This is a genomic window from Scandinavium hiltneri, from assembly GCF_024764835.1.
GTDB classification, from domain to species: domain Bacteria; phylum Pseudomonadota; class Gammaproteobacteria; order Enterobacterales; family Enterobacteriaceae; genus Scandinavium; species Scandinavium hiltneri.
Map to the genome: position 1 here is coordinate 32,912 of NZ_JALIGE010000064.1, position 26,362 is coordinate 59,273.

Below are 26,362 nucleotides of genomic sequence, written 5' to 3' on the forward strand. Positions count from 1 at the left end.
ATAACGCGCGATCTCCATTAGCGGAAATGGATAATACTAATCCCTTATTAACCTAACTAATAATGTACATTCCTTGCGCGAATGCATATTCATGCATAAGGTGTGCGTTATACTGCACATTGTACTTTCCTGGTGACCTTCCCTTTCACTTGCTCAAGGACAGATCATGAAATTAAAGACATTTTTAGTGCAGAGCGCTGCCCTCGCCCTGCTCATTTCGATATCGCCGGTTCAAGCGGAAACCGTATTGCGCTACACCGATCACGAACCGCTCAGCAACATGCGCACCAAAGTGATTAAAGACGTTTTCTTTGCGGCCATCGCCGAGGAGTCACACGGACGCCTGCGCGTGGAAGATCACTGGAACGGCGAGCTGTCGGTCAGCTATGACGCGCTGAAAACGGTCAGCGAAGGGAAAATCGCGGATATGGGCATCGTGGTGCCGGAATACACCGCAGAACAATTACCGCTCCATCAGATCTTCAAAAGCTTCCCGCTGGGACCTGATAACGGCGACGCGCAGGTGGAATTCTTCCATAACGTGTTCCGTGATTTACCGCAGTTTTCCGCTGAGCTTGCCGCCAACAACCTGGTGAATCTGCAATTTTTCCTCGGCTATCCTGCGGCGTTTTTCTCCACCAGCCCTTCGCTGAAATACGACAATCTCAAAAATACCACCTGGCGCACCGCAAGCTTCTGGCATCAGGCGTATCTGGAAAATGCGGGGGCTAAGGTCGTCAAGATGCCATGGGATACGCAAATCACCGATGCATTGCGTAACGGAACGCTGAGCGGTCTGCTGGTTAATCTGGACAGTGGCGATGACATTCACGCCTGGCAGGCGGCGAAGGAGGTTCGCGTTTCTCCGCGTTTATGGATGGGGCATGTTTATTTGCTGGTGATGAACAAAACGCGCTGGGAAAACCTGCCCGAGGAAGATAAAGCCGCCATCCGCCGGGCTGCCGCGCGCACGGAGAAAACGCTGGGTGTCACGCTTGACGCCAGCCTGAAACAGATGACTCAGAATATGAGCCAGCAAGGCGCGCATGTCCGCACTCTGACGCCAGAGGAGCTGAACACCTGGCAGCGCACCAGTCGTTATCAGGCCGTTCAGGCCGATTGGGTGAAGAAACAGGAAGCCAACGGTGTCGCCAACGCGGGCGAAACGCTGAACGCGGTGGCAAAGCAGCTTCATACGATAACCAAAGAATGATGTAAAAAAGCCCGCTCGCGGCGGGCTTGCGTTCAGTAATGAGCCGAAATTACGCGGCTTCTGACTGTTCTTTCACGTGTTTGAAATTCACATCCATCCGCGGATGCGCGAAGTTGATGCCATGGGCATCGAAGTCACGCTTCGTACGCTCAAGCACATCCCAGTATACGTTTTGCAGGTCGCCACTTTTACTCCAGGCGCGAACGACAAAGTTCATGGAAGATGGCCCTAACTCGTTCAGACGCACGGTGATGTCACGATCTTTCAGAATGCGCTCATCAGACTCGACGATATGGGTCAGCAGCTGCTTCACCTTATCGATATCGGAATCATACGCCACGCCAATAATGAATTCGTTACGGCGTACCGGCTCGCGGGAGAAGTTGATGATGTTCCCGGCGATGATTTTCCCGTTCGGGATAACCACGATTTTTCCGTCGATGGTGCGCATGGTGGTGGAGAAAATCTGTACATTGAGCACGGTACCGGCCACGCCGCCGAGATCAACATATTCACCCGCACGGAACGGACGGAACATCACCAGCAGCACGCCGGCCGCCAGATTGGAGAGCGAGCCTTGCAGTGCCAGGCCAACGGCCAAACCTGCGGCACCGAGAACGGCAATAACCGATGCGGTCTGCACGCCGACGCGACCGAGCGCGGCAATCAGGGTGAAGGCAATAATTGCATAGCGCAGCATTGCTGACAGGAAGTCAGCCACAGTGGCATCAATCTGACGCGCGCGCATCACACGGTTAACGGCATTCGAAACCAGTCGGGCGATAATCATCCCGATGACGATAATGGCGATAGCCGCGACGATATTCACCGCATAGCTCAGCAGCAGCGCCTGGTTGCGCACCAGCCATGAGCCTGCGTGGTTTATACTGTCGACAACGTTCAAATCTTCCATCTGATAATCCTTATAGCTACCCTAACGGGGAATAAAACTCGACGAACCTGCAAACAGGCAGTCCGTTAAGGGTAAACAAGAATTGTCCGCTTTGCCAAGTAGTTCACAGAATTAAGCAAAATTATCCTGTTGAAAAGCCAATAAAAAAGCCCGCTAAATAGCGGGCTTAGGGCAGAAATCAGCGTTCAAAAATTACAGAACGTCAACCGCGTTCAGTTCTTTGAATGCCTGCTCAAGACGAGTAATCATAGAGGTCTGAGCAGCACGCAGCCATACGCGTGGATCGTAGTATTTCTTGTTCGGCTGGTCGTCGCCTTTCGGGTTGCCCAGCTGGCCCTGCAGGTAAGCTTCGTTTTCTTTGTAATAGTTCAGGATACCTTCCCAGGTTGCCCACTGGGTATCGGTATCGATGTTCATTTTGATTACGCCGTAGCTTACGGAGTCTTTAATTTCCTGAGCAGAAGAACCGGAACCGCCGTGGAAGACGAAGTTCAGGCTGTTGTGCGGCAGGTTGTGTTTCTTGGACACGAATTCCTGAGAATCACGCAGGATAGTCGGGGTCAGAACCACGTTGCCTGGCTTGTACACACCGTGCACGTTACCGAAGGAAGCAGCGATGGTGAAACGTGGGCTGATCGCATTCAGTTTGGTGTACGCGTAGTCAACGTCTTCTGGCTGAGTGTACAGAGCGGACGCGTCCATATGGCTGTTATCAACGCCATCTTCTTCACCGCCGGTGCAACCCAGTTCGATTTCCAGAGTCATGTCCATTTTGGCCATGCGCGCCAGGTATTTGGAGCAGATCTCGATGTTCTCTTCCAGAGACTCTTCGGACAGGTCAATCATGTGAGAAGAGAACAGGGGTTTACCGGTAGCAGCGAAGTGTTTTTCGCCCGCGTCCAGCAGACCGTCGATCCATGGCAGCAGTTTCTTCGCGCAGTGGTCAGTGTGCAGGATAACTGGAACACCGTAGTGCTCAGCCATCTGATGAACATGGTGTGCACCAGAGATAGCACCCAGGATAGCAGCGCCCTGAGGAACGTCAGTTTTCACGCCTTTACCTGCGATGAACGCAGCGCCGCCGTTGGAGAACTGAACGATAACAGGTGCTTTAGCTTTTGCAGCAGTTTCCAGTACGGCGTTGATGGAGTCGGTACCCACACAGTTGACCGCTGGCAGTGCAAAGTTGTTCTCTTTTGCTACCTGAAAAACTTTCTGTACGTCATCACCGGTGATTACACCTGGTTTTACGAAATCAAAAATCTTAGACATGATTGTTTGTCCTGTATCGTCGGCATTTAGAAAAAACGTTTGTGCCACCGAAGGCGTTACGGCGGCAAAAAATCAACGGGCAGGTTAACCCTGCCCGGAATCATTACTTCTTAGCGCGCTCTTCGAGCATCGCTACTGCTGGCAGAACTTTGCCTTCCACGAATTCGAGGAATGCGCCACCGCCAGTGGAGATGTAGGAGATCTTGTCGGAGATACCGAACAGGTCTATCGCAGCCAGAGTATCGCCGCCGCCTGCGATGGAGAACGCTTCGCTATCAGCGATGGCATTAGCCACGATTTCAGTACCTTTACGGAAGTTCGGGAATTCGAACACGCCAACCGGACCGTTCCACAGAATAGTTTTGGCGTTTTTCAGGATATCAGCCAGTTTCTGTGCAGAAACGTCGCCCAGGTCCAGAATCTGCTCTTCATCTTTAATGTCGTTAACAGATTTCAGGGTTGCTGGTGCAGTTTCGGAGAACTCAGTCGCCACGCGAACGTCAGTCGGAACTGGGATATCGCAGGTGGTCAGCAGACGTTTTGCTTCGTCAACCAGGTCAGCTTCGTACAGGGATTTGCCCACGTTGTGGCCCTGAGCGGCAACAAAGGTGTTGGCGATGCCACCACCAACGATCAGCTGGTCAGCAATTTTGGACAGAGAATCTAGGACGGTCAGTTTGGTAGAAACTTTAGAACCACCAACGATAGCAACCATTGGGCGAGCCGGGTTACCCAGCGCTTTGCCCAGTGCATCCAGTTCTGCTGCCAGCAGCGGGCCTGCACACGCAACATCAGCAAATTTGCCGATACCGTGGGTGGAAGCCTGTGCACGGTGTGCAGTACCGAATGCGTCCATTACGAATACGTCACACAGAGCAGCGTATTTTTTGGAGAGCGCTTCGTCGTCTTTCTTCTCGCCTTTGTTAAAGCGAACGTTTTCCAGAACCACCAGTTCACCGGCAGCAACTTCAACGCCGTCCAGGTAATCTTTTACCAGGCGAACTGGGTTAGACAGTTTGTCTTTCAGGTAGTTAACTACCGGGAGCAGAGAGAATTCTTCGTTGTACTCACCTTCGGTCGGACGACCCAGGTGAGACGTCACCATCACTTTAGCGCCCTGTTTCAGAGCCATTTCGATGGTTGGCAGGGACGCACGAATACGCGCATCGCTGGTCACTTTTCCGTCTTTAACCGGAACGTTCAGATCGGCACGGATGAAAACGCGTTTACCAGCCAGACTCAGATCGGTCATCTTAATTACAGACATGGTGAATCCTCTCGTTGATTCTAAAGTTTTGCAGACGCGACAGCGCCTTACCTGAAACCTGTATTGGCCATCGCTAACGTGGTGTCGAGCATTCGGTTAGCGAAACCCCATTCATTATCGCACCAGACCAGCGTTTTGATCAGATGCGCACCGCTGACCCGCGTCTGCGTGCCATCGACAATGGCACTGTGCGGATCGTGGTTAAAATCTATTGAGACCAACGGTAATTCCGTATAGTCAACTATACCATGAAATGCCCCCAGCGCCGCTTTTTGCAGCAACTGGTTGACTTCACACGCTTTTACCGGATGCTTCACGGTTACGCTGAGGTCGATTGCGGTGACGTTAATCGTCGGCACGCGCACGGCAATGGCTTCAAATCGGTCATTAAACTGTGGGAAAATTCTAGCGATGCCAGCAGCAAGTTTAGTATCAACTGGAATAATCGACTGACTGGCCGCACGGGTACGACGCAGGTCCGGATGATACGCATCAATAACTTGCTGATCGTGCATCGCCGAATGGATAGTCGTGACCGTTCCCGATTCAATACCCCAGGCATCGTCGAGCAATTTGATGACAGGAATAATGCAGTTGGTGGTGCAGGATGCGTTGGAGACAAGACGGTGTTCGCGTTGCAATTCGTGGTGATTGACACCGTAAACGACCGTTGCGTCGAGATCGTTGCTGCCAGGATGTGAAAAGAGCACTTTCTTAGCGCCCGCCGCCAGATGCATTTCGCCATCGGCCCGGGTGCCATACACGCCGGTGCAATCGAGCACGACATCAACACCCAGTTCCCGCCACGGCAGCGCTTCCAGCGAAGGCTCGTGTAACAGGCGAATGACGTCATCACCGACGTAAAGCTGCTCTCGTTCCTGGCGAACATCCCAGGCAAAGCGGCCATGGCTGGTGTCATATTTCAACAAATGCGCGATGCCCGCAGCATCAGCCAGTTCGTTGATTGCCACCACGGTAATTTCCGCACGACGCCCGGATTCATATAAAGCACGAACCACGTTACGTCCAATGCGACCGAAGCCATTAATCGCTACGCGTACGGTCATAGGTCTCCTGCAAGACTTTCCCTGAAGTGTGTGGCTGAGAGCGTAATCCAGCCTCACCAGGAAAGGAATCCTTGCTGTCGCAAACCGCGACTGATTGATTATTTGTCGAACATTTAATCGACTGAAACGCTTCAGCTAGAGTAAGCGAAACCTGGAATAAAGGGAATCCGTGACCCGTGACAGAAAACAGTTATCTGATCTACGTCACATTTTCCCATGCCCTTTTGCAGCGATTAAGAATAATTTACCCCTGCATTTCGCTGAGCGCTATTCACTCACGCCCATAATCAAATGAAACGATAGTCGCCTTCTTCGCTCATCGCCAGCGTCACGTCGGCAGGTACACTCTCGCTGAGAACGCGGTCGACATTTGGCCCATCGGTACGTCGATAAAAAGCTTCCGCGTCCTGCTTGCTCAGGCCGCCGGCTTGTTTTCTGGTAATGAGTCTCTGGCTCAACGTAGCCGCCGGGGCGGTGATGAAAATCGAGAAATCACAATATTCCCGCAGCTTGCACCAATCGGCATCGTCGCGCAGCAGCCAGTTACCTTCCACCACCACCAACGGCGCAGTCACCTGCAAGGCGTGCTCCTGCGGATCGTGCTTTTGCCGATCGTACTGGGGCCATGTGCCCTGCCCTTCACGGATTTGCCGTAGATTTCCCGCCAGCTTTGCGACGTCAAAGGTCTCTGGCGCGCCTTTATAGGGACGTAAACCTTCCGCGTCCAGCCAGTCGTTGTAGTGGTGAAAACCGTCCATCGGCAGCGTTTGCAGCGCCGGGAGTTCGGCGTCCTGTGCGGCGAGCCACGCCCAGAACGCCGTGAGCGTCGACTTGCCGGTACCCGGTGGCGCGCTCAGAAAAACAATCGTGCGTTGATGCGGCGCGGCGGCGTGCAGTCTCGCCAGCCTTTGCAGCAGAGGTTTATGGACGATTTCAATATCCTGTTCACTAAAATGGGCATCAACATCAATCCCATTAATGGTCAGCATTATCTTCACGGCGTTAATTCCTTGAGAATTGCCGTTACTGCGAGGGCCAACGCGGTTTTGATCATCCCGATGAAGCGGCTTTCAGAGTACAGCGCGAAATCGGCAAACTTCATGCCCTTCAGAGCGTTATACATCGGAGTGTTATCGGTTATCGCATTCACGTTACAGATAAAGTCCCAGGTCAGCTCATCAGTAAAACCCGGGGCGTTATCCTGCCCGCTCAGAAACTGATGGAACTGGGAAAAATGGGTGATATCGGCGTACAGCCATTTATCCATTTTTCCCAGCGCATAGATCAGGCGGAGCGCCACATCGAGGTCATCGAGCGGCCCACTTTGCGCAAGTAACGGCTTCACTGCATATTCCACAATTTCCTCATCGTTGTTGACGAATAACGACGGCAGAAAACGCTTAATTGCTTTTCGCAACAGCGCATTTGCCTCGCTCATAAAGGCTGGCAAAGTGTCCTGAGCGTTTAACTGCCCAAGCACTTCATCTTCAGTCAGTGCGGTCATTCGTCTCTCGATAAATCATCAGGAATGCAGGGAGTTTATAATATTACACGTTCGGTCTATACCGTTGATCAGCATAGTGTGCGTTCGCACACCTTCGTTGGTCCGGCTAATACCCTGAAGTAAATCCCCGGCGGTAACGCCGGTCGCACTGAACAAGATATCCTGGCTGCGCACCAGCTCGCCGAGGGTGTAGATACGGTTGACCGCCACGCCCATCTCCGCACAGCGGCGGCGCTCATCAGCGGCAATTTGGCGATGCTCGTCGCTTTCTCCTTTTGCCTCACAAAAATCGATAAGTTCGGCCTGCATATCGCCCGCCATCGCCGTCACCGCGCAGGCTGAGAGCACGCCTTCCGGCGCGCCCCCCACGGTAAACATCAGATCGAAAGCGTTATCTGGTTGGCAGGTGAGCACGCTGGCAGCAACATCGCCGTCCGGCAAAGCAAATACCTTTACGCCAAGGGCTGACGCTTCCTGAATGAATGCCTGAGAGCGCGGCTTATCCAGCGTGACCATTTTTAGTTCGCTCAACGGTTTGCCTAACGCACGTGCCACGTTGCGCAAATTATCACTCAGCGAGTGCGCCAGATTGATAGCCCCGCGCGCTTTGCGGTTTACCACCAGCTTTTTCATGTACATGTCCGGGGCATGCAACAGACTGCCGTGAGGAGCAAATGCCATTACCGCCAGCGCGTTACTTTGCCCCATGGCCACCATCCGGGTTCCTTCAATCGGATCCACGGCGATATCCACGCCCGGCCCGGTCCCGCTGCCGACCTGCTCACCGATATACAGCATCGGGGCATTGTCGATTTCGCCCTCGCCAATCACAATGCGGCCCTGCATTGGGATGTCATTCAGGGCCTGACGCATGGCGATCACCGCCAGGTCATCTATCGCATTCTTATCGCCGCATCCGGTTTGCGGCCAGGCCGCCAGTGCAGCCCGCTCCGTGGTGCGAATCAGCGACCACGCTAATGAGTTCATTGCGCGGCCTCCCCGGTGTCGACCCCAAACTGCGCCAACAGATATTGCTCGGCCTGCTCGTTCCAGATGCCATGCGTGGGTTCAACCAGCCGCGCCAGTTCGCGGAACAGCGGGTCGGTTTTACCCTTCTCAGCAAAATCAGCAATCGCCGTCAGCGGCATAGTGACGCTGTTATAAATAAGCTTTTTGCCGCCGGGAATGTCCGGCAGATTGAGTACCGTGTCCGGTACCGCATCCAGCCCACCAATATGCGTCACCATAAAGGAAGGTTGCAATTGCCCGGCCGCACTCAGCGCGATGGCCTCTTTCATGTCGTCCGTCGAGCCCCCCGACGTGCCGACGACGTGCGTCCGGTTGTAGTGCACGTTATAAAAGTTAAACGGCACGCTGAAGTGTTTATCCGTCGGACCGGCGAAGAAGTTCAGACAGCCATCTTCCGCCAGTAGCCCGTCCGCCAGTTCCACCACAGCAGGGACGGCAGCGTAAACGAATACGTCATCGAACCCTTCGCCGCCCGTCAGCGCGCGCAGTTCGTCCGCTGGATTTTCCATTTCGCGACTGTTGACGTAAATCAGCTCAATCCCTTTACTCGCCGCCAGCGTTACGGGCAGCAATTTCTCGGCCTGTGCCAGCCGCACGTCATCAATATCCACCACCACAATGCGCGACGGTTTTATCTCACCATTAATCGCGTAATCAATCGCACCAATACCCATTGGCCCGGCGCAGGCCAGCAACGCCAGATTTCCGCCCGCTTTAATGCCCATCTGATGGTCATAAATATACGGCGTGGTGTGATAGTTCGCTTTATAAGCGCCAATGATGCAGCACATTGGTTCCGCAAGTGACGCGGCGGCAAAATAAGAACCGCTATACGGTAATACGCAGCCAAGAGTAATAGCCTGCTCGGGAATAATCATATAGGTGGCGTTACCGCCAAAATACTCATAGCTGTAGCCCGCAGAATAACCGCTGGATAATCCCATCGCCGGTTGCAAAACAAACCGCTCACCTTTTTTATATTTACCGCTGAGATTTTTCCCCACCTCGACAATAACACCGGCACATTCATGCCCGGTAATAACAGGATGTTGTTCTAAATCATCTGGCACACGTTTATGCTCGCTGCCCAACAATGCGGCTTTCCAGGTAGATAAGCAGACGCTGTCTGAAATAACACTCACCAGCAATTCGTTATCATTTATTTCAGGTAATTCAAACTCACGGATGCGGATATCCCGCGGACCATATATAGCCGCTACTTTGGTTTTCATTATTGACCTCGACGAATGAATGAACGTTATGCGCTAAGCTGTTTAAATAATGTGTCCAACTGTGGGTCGCCGATGTAGTTATTAATTAACACCAGCGGTTTATGGCTAACGCGTTTTACGCGTCCTTCGAGACTGGCGTGGGTCACAATAATATCGGCGTCGTCAGGGACGTTTTCGATAGCATAATGTTTGACCTCGATACTCAGCCCGTTCTTTTCAAGGCGCTTGCGGAAAGTGGTCGCCCCCATCGCACTGGATCCCATTCCGGCGTCACACACGAAGGCAATGCGCTGCACGCTGGTGTAGGAAAACGCGCCTTCCTGCTTCATTGCTTTCACGCTCTTGGCCGACTCTGTGAAGGTATCTTCCCCTTGTACTTCGGTACTTTTTTCCATTTTGAGGATAAGTGACGTCACCGCGAACGATACAACCGCCCCGACGGTCACGCCTGCCAGAGTGGCGACAAACGATCCCTTTGGCGTCAGTGCCAGATAGGCAAAGATGGAGCCAGGGCTTGGGCCCGCGACCAGTCCACCGCCGAGCAGATTGAAGGTATAAATGCCTGACATCCCGCCTGCAATCATCGCCAGCAGGGTCAACGGCTTCATCAGCACATACGGGAAATAGAGTTCATGGATACCGCCGAGGAAGTGAATAATCATCGCCCCAGGTGCCGACTTTTTACTCATGCCTTTGCCAAATACCGCAAAGCCCAGCAGCAACCCCAGACCCGGCCCTGGATTCGATGCGACCATAAAGAAGATGGACTTGCCGGTTTCAGACGCCTGCTGCATACCCAGCGGATAATAAACCCCCTGATCGATAGCATTATTCAGAAACAGGATCTTAGCCGGTTCATTGATTATCGACAGCAGCGGCAAATAGCCGGTGTGCACCAGCGCTTCGATGCAGCCTTTGACGAAGGTGTTGGCGATAAGTACCGCCGGTCCAATGATTTCAAAACCCAGCAGGCACAGCAGCATCCCGGCGATACCCAGCGAGAAATTATTGATAACCATCTCAAAACCGGCGGGAATACGTTTCTCCAGCAGCCTGTCGATATGCTTAATCACTAAACCACCGAGCGGGCCCATGATCATCGCACCGATAAACATTGGGATATCCGCCCCGACAATCACCCCGAGGGTACCAATCCCGCCCATTACCGCGCCACGCTTGCCGCCGACAAGATGGCCGCCGGTTGAACCAATCATCACCGGCAGCAAATAGGTAATCATCGGGCCGACTATCCTGGCGAAATGCTCATTGGGCAACCAGCCAGTCGGGATAAATAAAGCGGTAATAAACCCCCAGGCAATAAATGCACCGATATTGGGGATGACCATGGCGGTCAAAAAGCCCCCAAAAGCCTGGACTTTTGCACGAGCAGACTTATTTTCCATAATGAAATCCTGAGAAGGAAATGGGTATCAAGCGCGGGCGAGAATATCCACGAGCTGTTCTTCAGATTGTGCCGCTAATAATTCTGAAAGATTCTCTTCTTCACACAGCAGCTCGCTTAGCGCCTGAATGGCATCGATATGTGAAGTTGAATCCGCAGCAGATAATCCGATCAATAATTTAACCGGTTCATTATCTTCACCAAACCCAACATGTTGTTTAAGTAAAGTGAGCGATAATCCTGTTTTCAGCGCACCACATTCTGGCCGGGCATGTGGCATTGCCACTCCGGGAGCCAGAATATAATACGGGCCATTATTCAACGTAGACTCTTTTATCTCCTGAACGTATTTTTCGTTAACATAACGGTGTTTTAATAACGACTCCATCGAAAAGTCGATGGCCTGTTGCCATGACTCTGCCGAGTTCCTGATCGATATCGATGACGTGGGAAAATAATCGATTAATCGCATAACGGATCCTCACATTTTATTTTCGGGGGTAGCCAGTATTAAAAACCTGGCTGATGAAAATAAAATACGCGCGGCGAGAGATGAAAGCAATCGAGGAGATTTGAGCGAGCTTTTAGCAAGCCGGATAAACTGAACAATACAAATCAATAATTTGCAACGAACAATAAAAATAGCAACTCTGTAAATGTGATTTACATCGCACATTCATAAAAAACACAAAATCAATAATTGCAATGCAGATCACACTTAAAGCATTGTCAGACGCAATTTAATTCATTCCCAAATAAAAAGGGCCGCTTGTGCGACCCTTTTCCTCTTCCATTGCTGGCAGCAGAAGAGACTTTACAGCAGTTCTTTCGCTTTCGCGACCACGTTGGCCACGGTGAAACCGAACTCTTCGAACAGCAGTTCTGCCGGAGCAGATTCGCCGAAGGACGTCATGCCGACGATAGCGCCGTTCAGACCCACATATTTGAACCAGTAATCTGCGATACCGGCTTCGATAGCCACGCGTGCCGACACGGCTTTCGGTAGCACGGATTCACGGTATGCCGCGTCCTGCTTGTCGAATGCGTCGGTAGACGGCATGGAAACCACACGCGCTTTAACGCCTTCAGCAGAGAGCTGATCCCACGCTGCAACAGCCAGTTCAACTTCAGAACCGGTTGCGATGAAGATAACCTGCGGCTGACCGTCACAATCTTTCAGAACGTATGCACCACGAGCCACGTCTGCCAGCTGCTGAGCGGTACGATCCTGTTGCGCCAGGTTCTGACGAGAAAGGATAAGCGCGGTTGGGCCATCGTGACGCTCAACGGCATATTTCCACGCCACTGCGGATTCAACCTGGTCACATGGACGCCATGTGCTCATGTTCGGCGTCACGCGCAGGGATGCCAGCTGCTCAACAGGCTGGTGAGTCGGGCCATCTTCGCCCAGACCGATAGAATCGTGGGTGTAGACCATCACCTGACGCTGTTTCATCAGCGCAGCCATACGTACGGCGTTACGAGCGTACTCAACAAACATCAGGAAGGTAGAGGTGTACGGCAGGAAACCGCCGTGCAGCGCGATACCGTTGGCAATCGCAGTCATACCGAATTCACGCACGCCGTAATGGATATAGTTACCCGCGGTGTCTTCGTTGATCGCTTTAGAACCAGACCAGATAGTCAGGTTGGACGGCGCCAGGTCAGCAGAACCGCCGAGGAACTCAGGCAGCCATGGACCAAACGCTTCGATAGCGTTCTGAGAGGCTTTACGGCTCGCGATTTTCGCTGGATTTGCCTGAAGATTCTCGATGAAAGCCTGTGCTTTTGCATCGAAATCAGCGGGCATTTCGTTCTTCATGCGACGCGTAAATTCTTTAGCTTCCTGTGGGAAGGCTTTAGCGTAGGCAGCGAACTTCTCGTTCCAGGTGGCTTCTTTAGCCTGACCTGCTTCTTTCGCATCCCACTGAGCATAGATTTCAGACGGGATTTCGAATGGCGCGTATTTCCAGCCCAGCTGCTCACGCGTTGCGGCAACTTCAGCTTCACCCAGCGGAGCACCGTGGGAATCGTGCGTACCGGCTTTGTTCGGCGAACCGAAACCGATGATGGTTTTGCACATCAGCAGAGACGGTTTGTCCGTCACTTTGCGCGCTTCTTCGACTGCACGCTTGATAGCGTCTGCGTCGTGACCGTCAACGCCAGTAACAACGTGCCAGCCGTAGGCTTCGAAACGCTGTGCGGTGTTGTCGGTGAACCAGCCTTCAACGTGACCGTCGATGGAGATGCCATTGTCGTCGTAGAACGCAACCAGTTTGCCCAGCTTCAGGGTACCCGCCAGGGAGCACACTTCGTGGGAGATACCTTCCATCATGCAGCCATCACCCATGAACGCATAGGTGAAGTGGTCGACGATGTCGTGACCTGGACGGTTGAACTGCGCGGCCATGGTTTTTTCCGCGATAGCCATACCGACTGCGTTAGCAATGCCCTGACCCAGCGGGCCAGTAGTGGTTTCGACACCGGCGGTGTAGCCCACTTCCGGGTGGCCTGGCGTTTTGGAGTGCAGCTGACGGAAGTTCTGAAGTTCAGACATCGGCAGATCGTAGCCTGTAAGGTGCAACAGGCTATAAATCAGCATAGAGCCGTGACCGTTAGACAGCACGAAGCGGTCACGATCGGCCCAGGATGGATTCTGTGGATTGTGGTTCAGGAAATCGCGCCACAGGACTTCGGCAATGTCAGCCATACCCATTGGGGCACCCGGGTGGCCGGATTTGGCTTTCTGTACTGCATCCATGCTCAGCGCACGAATAGCATTAGCAAGCTCTTTACGTGAGGACATTTTGACTCCAATCGGACTAATGAAGGCAATGCCAAAACGGCTTGACGACAGCGCGTTTTAGGCTACGCCGGAAAAAAGTGTGAACAATGTAACCCAAGCCGCAAGTCATGTACATGGAGCATCCGCGCGGTGCCTGGGAAATCTCTGGATTGTGTCTACAGGTTGCGCAATCTCCTCGCTGCCTTGTCATTATTTTCTTTATACTTTGGCTAAATTCCGTTTATTGACCCTACCCAAATAATTCGAGTCGCAGGAAGGCGGCAAGAGAGAAAATCCCGATGAGCTTACTCTGGTAAGTGATTCGGGTTTTTGAACGCAGCCAACGCATCGGCGGCTTGAAGAATGAAGGGGATAACGGAATATTTCAGATAATGGCGACCCTTAATTACGGAAAATTAATGATGAAACTGCACTCTGTGGTATTGGCCTTTGGGATAGCGAGCGTTCTGACCGGGTGTCAGAATATGGATTCAAACGGACTGATGAGTTCAGGTGCCGAAGTCTTTCAGGCTTACTCCCTGAGCGACGAACAGGTGAAAACGCTGAGCGATCAGTCCTGTAAAGAAATGGACAGCAAAGCGACTATCGCGCCTGCCGGTAGCGATTACGCCAAACGCCTGAACACCATCGCCACAGCGCTAGGTGACAACATCAACGGTCAGCCAGTGAACTATAAGGTCTACGTCACTAAAGACGTCAACGCCTTTGCGATGGCCAATGGCTGCATCCGCGTCTACAGCGGGCTGATGGACATGATGACGGATAACGAAGTCGAAGCGGTGATTGGTCACGAAATGGGTCACGTCGCACTCGGCCATGTGAAGAAAGGGATGCAGGTTGCGCTCAGCACTAACGCGTTGCGCGTGGCGGCAGCGTCTGCAGGCGGCATGATTGGCAGCCTGTCGCAGTCACAGCTTGGCGACTTGGGTGAAAAACTGGTGAACGCGCAGTTCTCCCAGCGCCAGGAATCCGAGGCGGATGACTACTCTTATGACCTGTTGCGCAAGCGCGGGATCAACCCATCGGGTCTGGCGACCAGCTTTGAAAAACTGGCGAAACTGGAAGCCGGACGTCAAAGCTCGATGCTCGACGATCACCCGGCCTCCGAAGAACGTGCGCAGCATATTCGCGATCGTATGAAGGCGGATGGGATTAAGTAAAAATATCGCCAATAACGGTCAGGCGTTATTGGCACGCTGGTTATACCCGAAATAATTCGCGTTGCATTGAGGCGGCAAGCCCGGGATCCCCGGGAGCATAGATAACTATGTGACCAGGGATCCCGGGCGCAGCCAACAAAGATGCAGCGTGAAGAATGATGGGTATAGATTACTCGCCTTTCTTCGCCGCCTGGATATACAGCATCTCCAGCGCCAGCGTCGCCGCGGCCAGCGCGGTGATCTCTGACTGATCGTAAGCCGGAGCCACTTCCACCACGTCCATACCCACGATGTTCAGGTCTTTCAGACCACGCACCAGTTTGATGGCGCGATCGGAGGTCAGGCCGCCGATCACCGGTGTACCGGTACCCGGTGCAAATGCAGGATCCAGACAGTCGATATCAAAGGTCAGATACACCGGCATATCACCGACTACCTTTTTCACCTGCTCAAGAATATCGTCCACGCCGCGGTCGTTCACCTGTGCAGCATCCAACACGGTAAAGCCGTTATCTTTATCGAACTCGGTACGAATACCAATCTGCACGGAGTGATTTGGGTCGATCAAACCCTCTTTCGGCGCGGTGAAGAACATGGTGCCGTGGTCAAATTCGCAGCCGTTCGCGTAGGTATCGGTGTGCGCATCGAAATGCACCAGCGCCATTTTACCGAAGTGTTTTGCGTGCGCGCGCAACAGTGGCAGCGTCACGAAGTGGTCGCCGCCGAAGGACAGCATGCGCTTGCCATTTGCCAGCAGGCGTTCTGCGTGGGCCTGCAACTTCTCGCTCATTTCACGGGCATCGCCGAATGCGTAAACAAGATCGCCGCAGTCCACGACGTTCAGACGTTCGCGCATGTCGAAGTTCCACGGGAAGCGGTTGTGCTCCCACGCCAGGTTGGTGGAAACCTGACGGATAGCCGCTGGACCATGACGCCCGCCCGCACGACCAGAAGTCGCCGCATCAAACGGCACACCGGTGATAACCCAGTCGGCGTCGCTATCGTAAGGCTGGAAGTTCAGCGGCAAACGCAGAAAACCAAAGGCGTTAGATACCAGAGAGTTGTCGTACTGATGACCCAAAGTGCTCATGGAAATGACCTCTTTAACCGTCGTGTATGAAAAAAAGATGAAAAAAAATCCCCTCCGCGTCGTTAGGCCCGACGAGGAAGGGATCTATTCGTGTTACTGCTTAATAGTGCGAATTATCGTCAAAAACCTGACCGGGTCAAGTGCCTGTTTTATTCGTCTTCCAGATACGTGTAGCCATACAAACCGGCTTCAAACTCTTCGAGGAACTGCTGCTGCAGCGCGTCGTCAAGATCGGTCTGTTTTACCTGGTCACGGAACTGGGTCAGCAGTTTTTTCGGGTCAAGCTGTACGTATTCCAGCATATCCGCCACGGTGTCGCCTTCGTCGGAAAGCTCCACTTCCACGCTGCCATCAGGGAAGACAAACACGTCCACCGCTTCAGTATCGCCGAACAGGTTATGCATGTTGCCCAGAATTTCCTGGTAGGCGCCGACCATAAAGAAGCCCAGCATCGGCGGGTTCTCCGGATCGTATTCCGGCATTGGCATGGTGGTGGCAATCCCGTCGCCGTCGATGTAATGATCGATAGCGCCGTCAGAGTCACAGGTGATATCCAGCAGCACAGCACGACGTTCCGGCACTTGATTCAGCCCTTCCAGCGGCAAGACCGGGAACAGCTGATCGATACCCCATGCATCCGGCATAGACTGGAACAGCGAGAAGTTGACGTAAATCTTATCCGCCATACGTTCCTGCAGCTCGTCGATGATCGGACGGTGCGCACGGTTGCTCGGGTCGAGCTGTTTCTGCACTTCGTGACACATGCTCAGATAAAGCTGCTCTGCCCAGGCGCGCTCCTGCAAATTAAAGGTGCCGGAAGAGTAACCAATGTGAATATCATGCAGGTCCATCTGGCTATCATGCAACCATTCGCGTAGCGAACGACGCCCGCCCGGTTCACGCATTTCCTGCCAGGTTTCCCACATGCTTTGCAGCGCGCGCTGCGCATCTTCCGCCGGCGCAACTGGCGTAGTGTATTCGTTGCGCTCAACACCGATGATGTTCGACACCAGCACCGTGTGGTGCGCGGTCACGGCGCGGCCAGACTCGGTAATCACCGTTGGATGCGGCAGACCGTTCTCTTCGCAGGCATCACCGATAGCCCAGATAATGTTGTTCGCGTACTCATTCAGGCCATAGTTGACCGAGCAGTCAGACTGCGAACGGGTTCCTTCGTAGTCCACGCCCAAACCACCGCCGACGTCGAAGCATTGAATGTTAACGCCAAGCTTATGCAGTTCAACATAGAAACGGGAAGATTCACGTACGCCGGTGGCGATATCGCGAATGTTCGCCATCTGCGAACCGAGGTGGAAGTGCAGCAGCTGGAGGCTGTCCAGACGACCGCATTCGCGCAGGGTTTCTACCAGCTGCAACACCTGAGTTGCCGCCAGGCCGAATTTGGATTTTTCGCCGCCGGAAGACTGCCATTTACCGGACCCCTGAGAAGCCAGACGTGCACGCACGCCGAGGCGCGGGGTCACATTCAGACGCTCGGCTTCTTCGAGAACCAGCGCAATCTCAGACATCTTCTCGATAACCAGATAGACCTTGTGGCCCATCTTCTCGCCGATCAGCGCCAGACGAATATATTCGCGGTCTTTGTAGCCATTACAGACGATAACGCTGCGGGTCATCCCGGCGTGCGCCAGAACCGCCATCAGTTCTGCTTTGGAGCCGGCTTCCAGACCCAGTGGTTCGCCCGAATGGATAAGGGACTCAATCACGCGGCGATGCTGGTTTACTTTGATAGGGTAAACGAGGAAGTAGTCACCGTTATAGCCGTAGGATTCACGCGCACGCTTGAACGCAGCGTTAATCGAACGCAGGCGATGTTGCAGGATCTGTGGGAAACAGAATAATGCAGGCAGTCTCTGTCCTTGCGCTTCGCGAGCTTTAACAAGCTTAGCGAGATCTACGCGTGCGTCTGGAACATCAGGATCGGGACAAACGCTGATATGACCCAGTTCGTTCACGTCGTAGTAATTATTGCCCCACCAGGCAATGTTGTAAGTCCGCAGCATCTTGCTGGCTTCCTGAGAGCTCATTGCCACCTCCTGCATGGAACGTAGTACACCCTGCTCGCCGGCTGACGAAGGGGAAGAAAAAGACATGTCGTCAGACATAGCGAACCTCAAATGTTGTCGAAAGTGTAAAACAGTTGACTACTATCGCAATGTTATAAAGCGATAACAACCCATAAACAGCCGTCTGTTCCAGCAGAGTATGCTGAACGTCCGGCTGCGCGACCGGTTTCATGTTCATATCATTGTAAAACATAGGCCCGGGGTTTGTAGGACCGCCGGAGAAACCACGAGAAAACCCCTTACGAACAGGAGCGCCCAAGTCCCGTTATCACAGCGCCTTGCCGGCCCTGGAATCCTGAGATGTGCCCAAATGGGAATAACTTCGGCAGGTATTTATCGAAGAGAAAAAGGTTGCGGGGTATAAACGCACGCCTGAATGGCATGACTGAGTCTGCAAAAAACGCTGGTTCATTATGTCGTATCACCTCCACGCCAACCCTTCGGGGCCAGCGACAAGCCAAAGCCAAAAATTACACTGCTTAACCCGGCTGGAAGTGGCGACACGACAGATTTCTTCGTGCGCTTTTTTAGGAGAGCCGCGCGCGGCGTTTTATACCGAGAACCAAGGTAAAAAGCAAAATAAAAATGCGCACTCTTCCACCGCTGTCAGGAAAAATTTCCAGCACAAAAGCGACTCAGATGAGACTCATCTCAAAAAAAACTGGAAATCGGGCGAATATCTGACCTAAAATAGCCATCCAGATGTTAATCCGTCTATACTGATTAACACCCAGACTGTTAGTAGGTTTACCTGCAGCCTTTGGTCGAAACGTCTATCAAAGTCTTTATCTACAACAGTTTGGGCTACCCAAATTCTTTCCAGGTGAAATAAAAAATGGCAAAACACCTCTTTACGTCCGAGTCCGTATCTGAAGGGCATCCAGACAAAATTGCTGACCAAATCTCTGATGCCGTACTGGATGCGATCCTCGAGCAGGATCCTAAAGCACGCGTTGCTTGCGAAACTTACGTTAAAACCGGCATGGTTATGGTCGGGGGTGAAATCACCACCAGCGCGTGGGTTGATATCGAAGAGATCACCCGTAATACGGTGCGCGAAATTGGCTATGTGCATTCCGATATGGGCTTTGATGCCAATTCTTGCGCAGTGCTGAGCGCGATTGGTAAGCAGTCTCCGGATATCAACCAGGGCGTTGACCGTGCTGACCCGCTTGAGCAGGGTGCAGGCGATCAGGGCCTGATGTTTGGCTACGCCACCAACGAAACCGACGTGCTGATGCCAGCGCCAATTACCTACGCACACCGTCTGGTGCAGCGTCAGGCTGAAGTACGTAAAAACGGCACCCTGCCGTGGCTGCGTCCGGATGCAAAAAGCCAGGTGACCTTCCAGTATGACGACGGCAAAATCGTCGGCATCGATGCGGTCGTTCTGTCGACTCAGCACGCTGAAGATATCGATCAGAAATCCCTGCAGGAAGCAGTGATGGAAGAAATCATCAAGCCGGTTCTGCCGACTGAGTGGCTGAACAGCGCGACCAAATTCTTCATCAACCCAACCGGACGCTTCGTTATCGGTGGCCCAATGGGTGACTGTGGTCTGACCGGTCGTAAGATAATCGTCGATACTTACGGCGGCATGGCTCGTCACGGTGGCGGCGCGTTCTCCGGTAAAGATCCGTCTAAAGTTGACCGTTCTGCCGCGTACGCGGCACGTTACGTAGCGAAAAACATCGTTGCTGCAGGCCTGGCTGACCGTTGTGAAATTCAGGTGTCCTACGCTATCGGCGTTGCAGAACCGACGTCTATCATGGTCGAAACCTTCGGCACTGAAAAAGTACCGACTGAGCAACTGACCCTGCTGGTACGCGAGTTTTTCGACCTGCGTCCGTACGGCCTGATTCAGATGCTGGATCTGCTGCACCCAATCTACAAAGAAACCGCGGCATATGGTCACTTTGGTCGCGAACATTTCCCATGGGAAAAAACCGACAAAGCCGATGTGCTGCGTGAAGCTGCCGGTCTGAAATAAACCGTTGCTTTACCCCTTTAAAGGCCAGCCTCGTGCTGGCCTTTTGCATTTCTGCCTGTGCAAAACGCCGTCGATTTCTCGCACTCTGTCTATACTAAAATTCTCTGACTTCTTTTTAATGAAAGCGATTACATTTGGATTCATTGCTTGTTTTTGAGATTATTCGCTTTGCATGATGAAACATTGTCTGCTGTTACATTATATTTCAGGTAAGTCTGAAAACTGTATTTTTACTGCCTCAATCCAATATCCATCCACATGATTTATAATACTTTTCTGAACTTACATAACATGACATTAGTGTAACCGATTACACCAATGTGATTTATCTCACATCTTTTCACGCCCTCCTAACCTAACCTTTACATTGATGAAACTAATAACCCAACTGGAGGGCATAATGCCTGACAATAAAAAACAGGGATATTCCAACAAGGCCATAACGTTCTTCGTCTGTTTTCTCGCAGCCCTGGCGGGATTACTGTTCGGCCTTGATATCGGTGTAATTGCCGGGGCGCTGCCGTTTATCGCCCATGATTTCCAGATTGACTCACACACCCAGGAATGGGTTGTCAGCTCAATGATGTTCGGTGCCGCAGTGGGTGCCGTCGGCAGTGGCTGGCTCTCCTATCGTCTTGGGCGTAAAAAGAGCCTCATGATTGGTGCGGTTCTGTTCGTGCTCGGGTCGCTGTGCTCAGCTGCTGCGCCGAACGTAGAAATATTGTTGATGTCACGCGTGCTGCTCGGCCTCGCGGTCGGTGTCGCGTCTTACACCGCGCCGCTGTACCTGTCTGAAATCGCGCCGGAGAAAATTCGCGGCAGCATGATTTCGATGTATCAGCTGATGATTACCATCGGAATTCTCGCGGCCTATCTGTCCGATACGGCGTTCAGCTACAGCGGCGCATGGCGCTGGATGCTCGGCGTTATCATCATCCCGGCAATCCTGCTGCTGATTGGTGTGTTCTTCCTGCCGGACAGCCCGCGCTGGTACGCCGCTAAACGTCGCTTCAACGATGCCGAACGCGTCCTGCAACGCTTGCGTGATACCAGCGCCGAAGCGAAACAGGAGCTGGAAGAGATCCGCGAAAGCCTGAAGATCAAACAGTCCGGCTGGGCGCTGTTTAAAGAGAACAGCAACTTCCGTCGCGCGGTATTCCTTGGCGTGCTGCTGCAGGTCATGCAGCAGTTCACCGGAATGAACGTCATCATGTACTACGCGCCAAAAATCTTCGAACTGGCGGGCTACACCAACACGACCGAGCAGATGTGGGGTACGGTTATCGTCGGTCTGACCAACGTGCTGGCGACCTTTATTGCTATCGGTCTGGTGGACAGATGGGGCCGTAAACCGACACTGGTACTGGGCTTCCTGGTGATGGCGGTCGGTATGGGCGTGCTGGGTACCATGATGCACAACGGCATCCATACCCCGAGCGCGCAGTACTTTGCGGTTGCGATGCTGCTGATGTTTATCGTTGGTTTCGCCATGAGTGCCGGTCCGCTGATTTGGGTTCTGTGCTCGGAAATCCAGCCGCTGAAAGGACGTGATTTTGGTATCACCTGCTCTACTGCGACCAACTGGATTGCCAACATGATTGTCGGTGCAACTTTCCTGACTATGCTGAACTCGCTCGGCAACGCCAACACCTTCTGGGTATACGGCGGGCTGAACCTCTTCTTCATCGTCCTGACCCTGTGGCTGGTTCCAGAAACCAAACACGTGTCGCTGGAGCACATCGAACGCAACCTGATGAAAGGCCGTCGTCTGCGCGAGATTGGTGCGCATAACTAAGTTCCCGGGCTTCCCTCCACCAGGAGGGAAGCCTTCTCTTGCACTCCCCGTTTCCCGGCTTTATCCTTCTGCGTTATGAAAACCCCTCGCCTCCCCATCGCCATTCAGCAAGCCGTTATGCGCAGCCTGCGGGAAAAACTCGCCCAGGCGAATCTAAAGCTCGGCCGCGAGTACCCCGAACCGAAACTGACCTGGCAGCAGCGCGGCACCTCCGCAGGCACGGCCTGGCTGGAAAGCTATGAAATCCGCCTAAACCCCGTGCTGTTGATAGAAAATCAGCAGGCGTTCATCGACGAAGTGGTGCCGCACGAACTGGCGCATTTACTGGTCTGGAAGCGCTTTGGTCGCGTGGCCCCGCACGGAAAAGAGTGGAAGTGGATGATGGAGAGCGTGCTCGGCGTCCCCGCCCGCCGTACGCACCAGTTCGAACTGGACTCCGTGCGCAAAAATACCTTTCCCTATCGCTGCGGCTGTCAGCAGCATCAGCTCACCGTACGCCGCCACAATCGCGTTCTACGCGGCGAAGCCGTTTATCGCTGCGTGCACTGCGGCGATCCTCTGGTGGCTGAAAAGTAACCTTCGGAAACTACTGGAAGTTTTTCTGATCTAGCTGATTGCATCTGGCAACAGCATTCGCTACGTTGCGGGCTCGTTTTGACACGGAGTTCGTGATGTCCCGTAAATCTCTTCTGGTGTTGGCTTTTTTTGCCACCGCCCTTTCTGGCCAGGCATTGGCCGACGGTATCAACAGTTTTTCACAGGCAAAAACCGCAGGCGTGAAGGTCAACGCTGACGTTCCCGGCGATTTTTACTGTGGCTGCAAAATCAACTGGCAGGGCAAAAAAGGCGTTATCGACCTGGAATCCTGCGGTTATAAAGTGCGTAAAAATGAAACCCGCGCCAGCCGCGTCGAGTGGGAGCACGTGATGCCTGCCTGGCAGTTCGGTCATCTGATGCAGTGCTGGCAGGACGGTGGACGTAAAAACTGCGCCAAAGATCCGGTATATCGCAAAATCGAAAGCGACATGCATAACCTGCAGCCCGCGGTCGGGGAAGTGAATGGCGATCGGAACAACTTTATGTACAGCCAGTGGAACGGCGGCGAAGGCCAGTACGGCCAGTGTTCAATGAAGGTCGATTTTAAAGACAAAATCGCCGAACCGCCGGCGCGCGCACGCGGGGCCATCGCCCGCACCTACTTCTATATGCGCGACCAATACAAACTCCCGCTTTCTCGCCAGCAAACGCAGCTGTTCACCGCATGGGACAAGCAGTATCCGGTCAGCGCGTGGGAGTGTACGCGTGACGAGCGCATCGCCAAGGTACAAGGGAATCACAACCCTTACGTCCAGCAGGCTTGCCAGGCGCAAAAGAGCTACCCTACACTAGCGTCAAACGTTAACTGATATCCGGAAATCTTGAGACTATGCGCATTCCCCGCATCTATCACCCTGAGTTTATTACCGCTGGCAGCGAGATTGCCCTGAGCGAAGACGCCGCCAATCACGTGGGTCGCGTGCTGCGCATGAGTACCGGCCAGGCCATTCAGCTGTTTGACGGCAGCAACCAGGTTTTTGAAGCCGAGATTATTCAGGCCGATAAAAAGAGCGTGCGGGTCAATGTGCTGAATGCCGAGACCGACGATCGTGAATCGCCGCTGCACATTCACCTCGGGCAGGTGATGTCGCGCGGCGAAAAAATGGAATTCACTATCCAAAAATCGATCGAACTGGGTGTAAGCCTCATTACGCCACTCTTTTCCGAGCGCTGTGGCGTTAAACTGGATGCTGAACGACTGAACAAGAAGCTCCAGCAGTGGCAGAAAATTGCCATCGCCGCCTGCGAACAGTCCGGCCGTAACGTGGTCCCGGAAATTCGCCCGGCGATGACGCTGGAACAGTGGTGCGCAGAAGAAGAAAGTGGGCTAAAGCTCAACCTGCATCCGCGCGCCAGCGCCAGCATCAACACGCTGCCGCAGCCCGTTGAGCGCGTGCGTTTGCTCATCGGCCCGGAAGGCGGGTTATCGGCAGATGAAATTGCCATGACCGCCCGCTATGCGTTTACTGATATTCTGTTAGGGCCTCGCGTTTTGCGTACTGAGACCACTGCGCTCACCGCCATTACCGCATTGCAGGTGCGTTTTGGCGATCTGGGCTAAAAATTGCTACAAGGCAATCTTTTTTAATGGAGAAGAACAATGATCAAGCTCGGCATCGTGATGGACCCCATTGCGAAGATCAACATCAAGAAAGATTCCAGCTTCGCTATGCTGCTGGAAGCGCAGCGTCGTGGTTACGAACTCCACTATATGGAGATGAACGATCTTTATCTGAACAACGGCGAAGCGCGAGCGCAAACGCGTCTGCTGAGCGTTGAGCAGAACTACGACGGCTGGTATACCTTCAACGGTGAACAGGATCTGGCTCTGGCCGATCTGGATGTCATCCTGATGCGTAAAGATCCGCCGTTCGATACCGAATACATTTACGCGACCTACATCCTTGAGCGCGCAGAAGAGAAAGGCACGCTGATCGTTAACAAACCGCAGAGCCTGCGCGACTGTAACGAAAAGCTGTTCACCGCCTGGTTTGCCGACCTGACGCCGGAAACGCTGGTGACCCGTAACAAGGCGCAGCTGAAAGCGTTCTGGGAAAAACATGGCGACATCATCCTCAAGCCACTGGACGGCATGGGCGGCGCATCGATTTTCCGCGTGAAGCAAGGCGATCCGAACCTGGGCGTCATCGCCGAAACCCTGACCGAGCTTGGCAACCGTTATTGCATGGCGCAGAACTATATCCCAGCCATCAAAGACGGTGACAAGCGCGTGCTGGTCGTTGACGGCGAACCGGTGCCGTACTGCCTGGCGCGTATTCCGCAGGGCGGCGAAACCCGCGGTAACTTAGCCGCAGGCGGCCGTGGCGAACCGCGTCCGCTTTCGGAAAGCGACTGGGAAATCGCCCGCAAAGTGGCCCCGACGCTGAAAGAGAAAGGCCTGATATTCGTTGGCCTCGACATCATCGGCGATCGCCTGACGGAAATTAACGTCACCAGCCCGACCTGCATTCGCGAAATCGAAGCCGAATTCCCTGTCTCCATCACCGGGATGCTGATGGACGCTATCGAAAAACGTCTGGGCAAGTAATTCCGTTTCTTAGGCGGGAGCAATCCCGCCTTCGCTCGACAGCGCCCTGGTTTGCCCGCATACTGGCCGTTGTTGCTTTTTAAACCAGGAAACAGAACCTCTGACAATGAATTTACAGCACCACTTTCTTATTGCCATGCCTGCTCTCCAGGACCCGATGTTTCGCCGCGCCGTGATCTACATTTGTGAATACAATGATGACGGAGCGATGGGGATCATCATTAATAAACCGATGGAAAATCTGAAGGTTGAAGGGATTCTGGAAAAGCTGAAAATCACCCCTGATCCACGCGATCCGGAGATCCGCCTCGACAAACCGGTGATGTTGGGTGGCCCACTTGCGGAAGACCGCGGTTTTATCCTGCACACGCCACCTTCGTCGTTCGCCTCGAGTATCCGCATATCTGACAACACGGTCATCACCACGTCTCGCGACGTGCTCGAAACGATCGGCACCGCCGAACAGCCGTCGGAAGTGTTGGTCGCGCTGGGTTATTCCTCCTGGGAAAAAGGCCAGCTTGAGCAGGAAATCCTGGAAAACGCGTGGCTGACCGCTCCGGCCGATCTCAACATTCTGTTCAAAACGCCGATCGCCGATCGCTGGCGCGACGCGGCCCGCCTGATTGGCATTGATATTCAGACCATGCCTGGCGTGGCGGGACACGCCTGATGAGTGGAACCCTGATTGGTATTGATTTCGGTACCCGCAGCATCGGCGTCGCCGTCGGGCAACGCGTGACCGGCACTGCACGTCCTCTTGGTGCGCTAAAAGCACAGGACGGTACGCCGGACTGGAACGCAGTCGAGAAGATACTCAAAGAGTGGCAACCGGAAGCCGTGGTGGTTGGCCTGCCGCTGAACATGGACGGCACCGAACAGCCGCTTACCGCTCGCGCACGTAATTTTGCCAATAAAATTCACGGTCGCTTCGGCGTAAAAATCATCCTCCACGATGAGCGTTTGAGCACCGTAGAAGCACGTGCTGGCCTGTTCGAGCACGGTGGCTACCGGGCGCTAAACAAAGGGAAAGTGGATTCCGCCTCCGCGGTGGTGATTCTGGAAAGCTTTTTCGAACAGGGGTTCTGACTTGCCCTACGCTGACCGGGCCTACAGGTTCTTTGGATTTTGTAGACCCGGCAAGCATCTCGCCGCCGGGCTCTGTTTTTAACGCTTAGCTTGCGGAAAACGTTATACAGGTATGTTCGTACCGTATTCTCGCTAATAAACAACACCCGCACGATATCCATATTGGTTGCACCATGGCTAATGAATAATGATGAGAATGTAAAAGTAATTTATATTAACCGACCCATTTTCAATATCGATATAATATTAGCTTTAATGAAATATTTTCCCTCTAAACAAATTTGTTTTTACCCGCCCCATTCAA

At 53.3% G+C, this 26,362-nt stretch carries 25 protein-coding genes and 1 pseudogene; 10 read left to right on the forward strand and 16 right to left on the reverse strand.

The genetic code is table 11. The annotated features are described in order from the left end of the window. Window positions 1–166: 166 nt before the first annotated feature. Window positions 167–1,213 carry a TRAP transporter substrate-binding protein DctP gene (dctP, locus tag MUU47_RS00815; protein ID WP_258986212.1) on the forward strand — a complete coding sequence of 349 codons (1,047 nt, stop codon included), beginning with the start codon at window positions 167–169 and terminating at the stop codon, window positions 1,211–1,213. Window positions 1,214–1,262: 49 nt separating this feature from the next. On the opposite strand, the gene mscS is transcribed toward dctP, so the two are convergent. From mscS to tkt, 11 genes are all read right to left on the reverse strand, one after another. Beyond that, complete coding sequence (gene mscS / locus MUU47_RS00820; RefSeq protein WP_258986213.1) at window positions 1,263–2,126, reverse strand: small-conductance mechanosensitive channel MscS; 864 nt, start codon at window positions 2,124–2,126, stop codon at window positions 1,263–1,265. Window positions 2,127–2,318: 192 nt separating this feature from the next. Next, window positions 2,319–3,398, reverse strand: a complete 1,080-nt coding sequence (gene fbaA, locus MUU47_RS00825; protein ID WP_110511960.1) for a class II fructose-bisphosphate aldolase — start codon at window positions 3,396–3,398, stop codon at window positions 2,319–2,321. Window positions 3,399–3,501: 103 nt separating this feature from the next. Continuing rightward, a complete protein-coding gene (gene pgk / locus MUU47_RS00830; protein WP_258986214.1) occupies window positions 3,502–4,665 on the reverse strand; it encodes a phosphoglycerate kinase in 1,164 nt (387 codons plus the stop codon). A gap of 47 nt (window positions 4,666–4,712) precedes the next feature. Then, entirely contained in the window at window positions 4,713–5,732 is a 1,020-nt protein-coding gene (gene epd, locus MUU47_RS00835) for an erythrose-4-phosphate dehydrogenase (RefSeq protein ID WP_258986215.1), read from the reverse strand. 287 nt (window positions 5,733–6,019) lie between these two features. Beyond that, window positions 6,020–6,730 (reverse strand): nucleoside/nucleotide kinase family protein, encoded by a 711-nt coding sequence (locus MUU47_RS00840; RefSeq protein WP_258986216.1) that lies wholly within the window; start codon window positions 6,728–6,730, stop codon window positions 6,020–6,022. Then, window positions 6,727–7,236 (reverse strand): MltR family transcriptional regulator, encoded by a 510-nt coding sequence (locus MUU47_RS00845; RefSeq protein WP_258986217.1) that lies wholly within the window; start codon window positions 7,234–7,236, stop codon window positions 6,727–6,729. The genes MUU47_RS00840 and MUU47_RS00845 overlap by 4 nt, the downstream gene beginning before the upstream one ends. Before the next feature lie 18 nt (window positions 7,237–7,254). Continuing rightward, window positions 7,255–8,223 carry a class II fructose-bisphosphatase gene (gene glpX / locus MUU47_RS00850; protein WP_258986218.1) on the reverse strand — a complete coding sequence of 323 codons (969 nt, stop codon included), beginning with the start codon at window positions 8,221–8,223 and terminating at the stop codon, window positions 7,255–7,257. After that, window positions 8,220–9,497 carry a zinc-binding dehydrogenase gene (locus MUU47_RS00855; protein WP_258986219.1) on the reverse strand — a complete coding sequence of 426 codons (1,278 nt, stop codon included), beginning with the start codon at window positions 9,495–9,497 and terminating at the stop codon, window positions 8,220–8,222. The genes glpX and MUU47_RS00855 overlap by 4 nt, the downstream gene beginning before the upstream one ends. 26 nt (window positions 9,498–9,523) lie before the next feature. Further along, a complete protein-coding gene (locus tag MUU47_RS00860) occupies window positions 9,524–10,900 on the reverse strand; it encodes a PTS mannitol transporter subunit IIBC (RefSeq protein ID WP_258986220.1) in 1,377 nt (458 codons plus the stop codon). A 27-nt stretch (window positions 10,901–10,927) separates the two neighbouring features. Next, on the reverse strand, window positions 10,928–11,371 hold the full coding sequence (gene cmtB / locus MUU47_RS00865; RefSeq protein ID WP_258986221.1) for a PTS mannitol transporter subunit IIA: 444 nt from the start codon (window positions 11,369–11,371) through the stop codon (window positions 10,928–10,930). 342 nt (window positions 11,372–11,713) lie between these two features. Next, window positions 11,714–13,705 carry a transketolase gene (tkt, locus tag MUU47_RS00870; RefSeq protein ID WP_258986222.1) on the reverse strand — a complete coding sequence of 664 codons (1,992 nt, stop codon included), beginning with the start codon at window positions 13,703–13,705 and terminating at the stop codon, window positions 11,714–11,716. A 401-nt stretch (window positions 13,706–14,106) separates the two neighbouring features. On the opposite strand from tkt, the gene loiP reads away from it, so the two are divergent. Beyond that, window positions 14,107–14,865: a metalloprotease LoiP gene (gene loiP / locus MUU47_RS00875; RefSeq protein WP_258986251.1), complete on the forward strand. Its 759-nt coding sequence runs from the start codon at window positions 14,107–14,109 to the stop codon at window positions 14,863–14,865. A gap of 169 nt (window positions 14,866–15,034) precedes the next feature. Here loiP and speB read toward each other — a convergent pair whose 3' ends face one another. The 4 genes from speB to yqgG form a co-directional block, all read right to left on the reverse strand. Then, window positions 15,035–15,955 carry an agmatinase gene (gene speB, locus MUU47_RS00880; protein ID WP_159773967.1) on the reverse strand — a complete coding sequence of 307 codons (921 nt, stop codon included), beginning with the start codon at window positions 15,953–15,955 and terminating at the stop codon, window positions 15,035–15,037. A gap of 149 nt (window positions 15,956–16,104) precedes the next feature. After that, entirely contained in the window at window positions 16,105–18,081 is a 1,977-nt protein-coding gene (gene speA / locus MUU47_RS00885) for a biosynthetic arginine decarboxylase (RefSeq protein WP_258986223.1), read from the reverse strand. Further along, window positions 18,074–18,220, reverse strand: a complete 147-nt coding sequence (gene yqgB, locus MUU47_RS00890) for an acid stress response protein YqgB (protein ID WP_258986224.1) — start codon at window positions 18,218–18,220, stop codon at window positions 18,074–18,076. The genes speA and yqgB overlap by 8 nt, the downstream gene beginning before the upstream one ends. 90 nt (window positions 18,221–18,310) lie before the next feature. After that, window positions 18,311–18,454 carry a small protein YqgG gene (gene yqgG / locus MUU47_RS23560; protein WP_445326631.1) on the reverse strand — a complete coding sequence of 48 codons (144 nt, stop codon included), beginning with the start codon at window positions 18,452–18,454 and terminating at the stop codon, window positions 18,311–18,313. Between the two features lie 423 nt (window positions 18,455–18,877). Here yqgG and metK point away from each other — a divergent pair, with 423 nt between their 5' ends. From metK to ruvX, 8 genes are all read left to right on the forward strand, one after another. After that, window positions 18,878–20,032, forward strand: coding sequence for a methionine adenosyltransferase (metK, locus tag MUU47_RS00895; RefSeq protein ID WP_159773971.1), 1,155 nt, complete (start codon window positions 18,878–18,880; stop codon window positions 20,030–20,032). A gap of 400 nt (window positions 20,033–20,432) precedes the next feature. Further along, window positions 20,433–21,827, forward strand: a complete 1,395-nt coding sequence (locus tag MUU47_RS00900; protein ID WP_258964954.1) for a sugar porter family MFS transporter — start codon at window positions 20,433–20,435, stop codon at window positions 21,825–21,827. A gap of 75 nt (window positions 21,828–21,902) precedes the next feature. Continuing rightward, entirely contained in the window at window positions 21,903–22,403 is a 501-nt protein-coding gene (locus MUU47_RS00905; RefSeq protein ID WP_258986225.1) for a SprT family zinc-dependent metalloprotease, read from the forward strand. Window positions 22,404–22,498: 95 nt separating this feature from the next. Next, window positions 22,499–23,233, forward strand: coding sequence for a deoxyribonuclease I (endA, locus tag MUU47_RS00910; protein WP_258986228.1), 735 nt, complete (start codon window positions 22,499–22,501; stop codon window positions 23,231–23,233). Window positions 23,234–23,253: 20 nt separating this feature from the next. Further along, on the forward strand, window positions 23,254–23,985 hold the full coding sequence (gene rsmE, locus MUU47_RS00915; protein ID WP_258986229.1) for a 16S rRNA (uracil(1498)-N(3))-methyltransferase: 732 nt from the start codon (window positions 23,254–23,256) through the stop codon (window positions 23,983–23,985). A 39-nt stretch (window positions 23,986–24,024) separates the two neighbouring features. Next, window positions 24,025–24,972, forward strand: a complete 948-nt coding sequence (gene gshB / locus MUU47_RS00920; protein WP_110511946.1) for a glutathione synthase — start codon at window positions 24,025–24,027, stop codon at window positions 24,970–24,972. Between the two features lie 106 nt (window positions 24,973–25,078). Further along, on the forward strand, window positions 25,079–25,642 hold the full coding sequence (locus MUU47_RS00925; protein WP_168927203.1) for a YqgE/AlgH family protein: 564 nt from the start codon (window positions 25,079–25,081) through the stop codon (window positions 25,640–25,642). Then, window positions 25,642–26,058, forward strand: coding sequence for a Holliday junction resolvase RuvX (gene ruvX, locus MUU47_RS00930; protein ID WP_159758559.1), 417 nt, complete (start codon window positions 25,642–25,644; stop codon window positions 26,056–26,058). Before MUU47_RS00925 ends, ruvX begins: the two co-directional genes overlap by 1 nt. Window positions 26,059–26,123: 65 nt before the next feature. On the opposite strand, the pseudogene MUU47_RS00935 reads toward ruvX, so the two are convergent. Further along, window positions 26,124–26,231 (reverse strand): annotated as a pseudogene (locus MUU47_RS00935) (LuxR C-terminal-related transcriptional regulator); the annotation flags it as partial. Window positions 26,232–26,362: the final 131 nt, after the last annotated feature.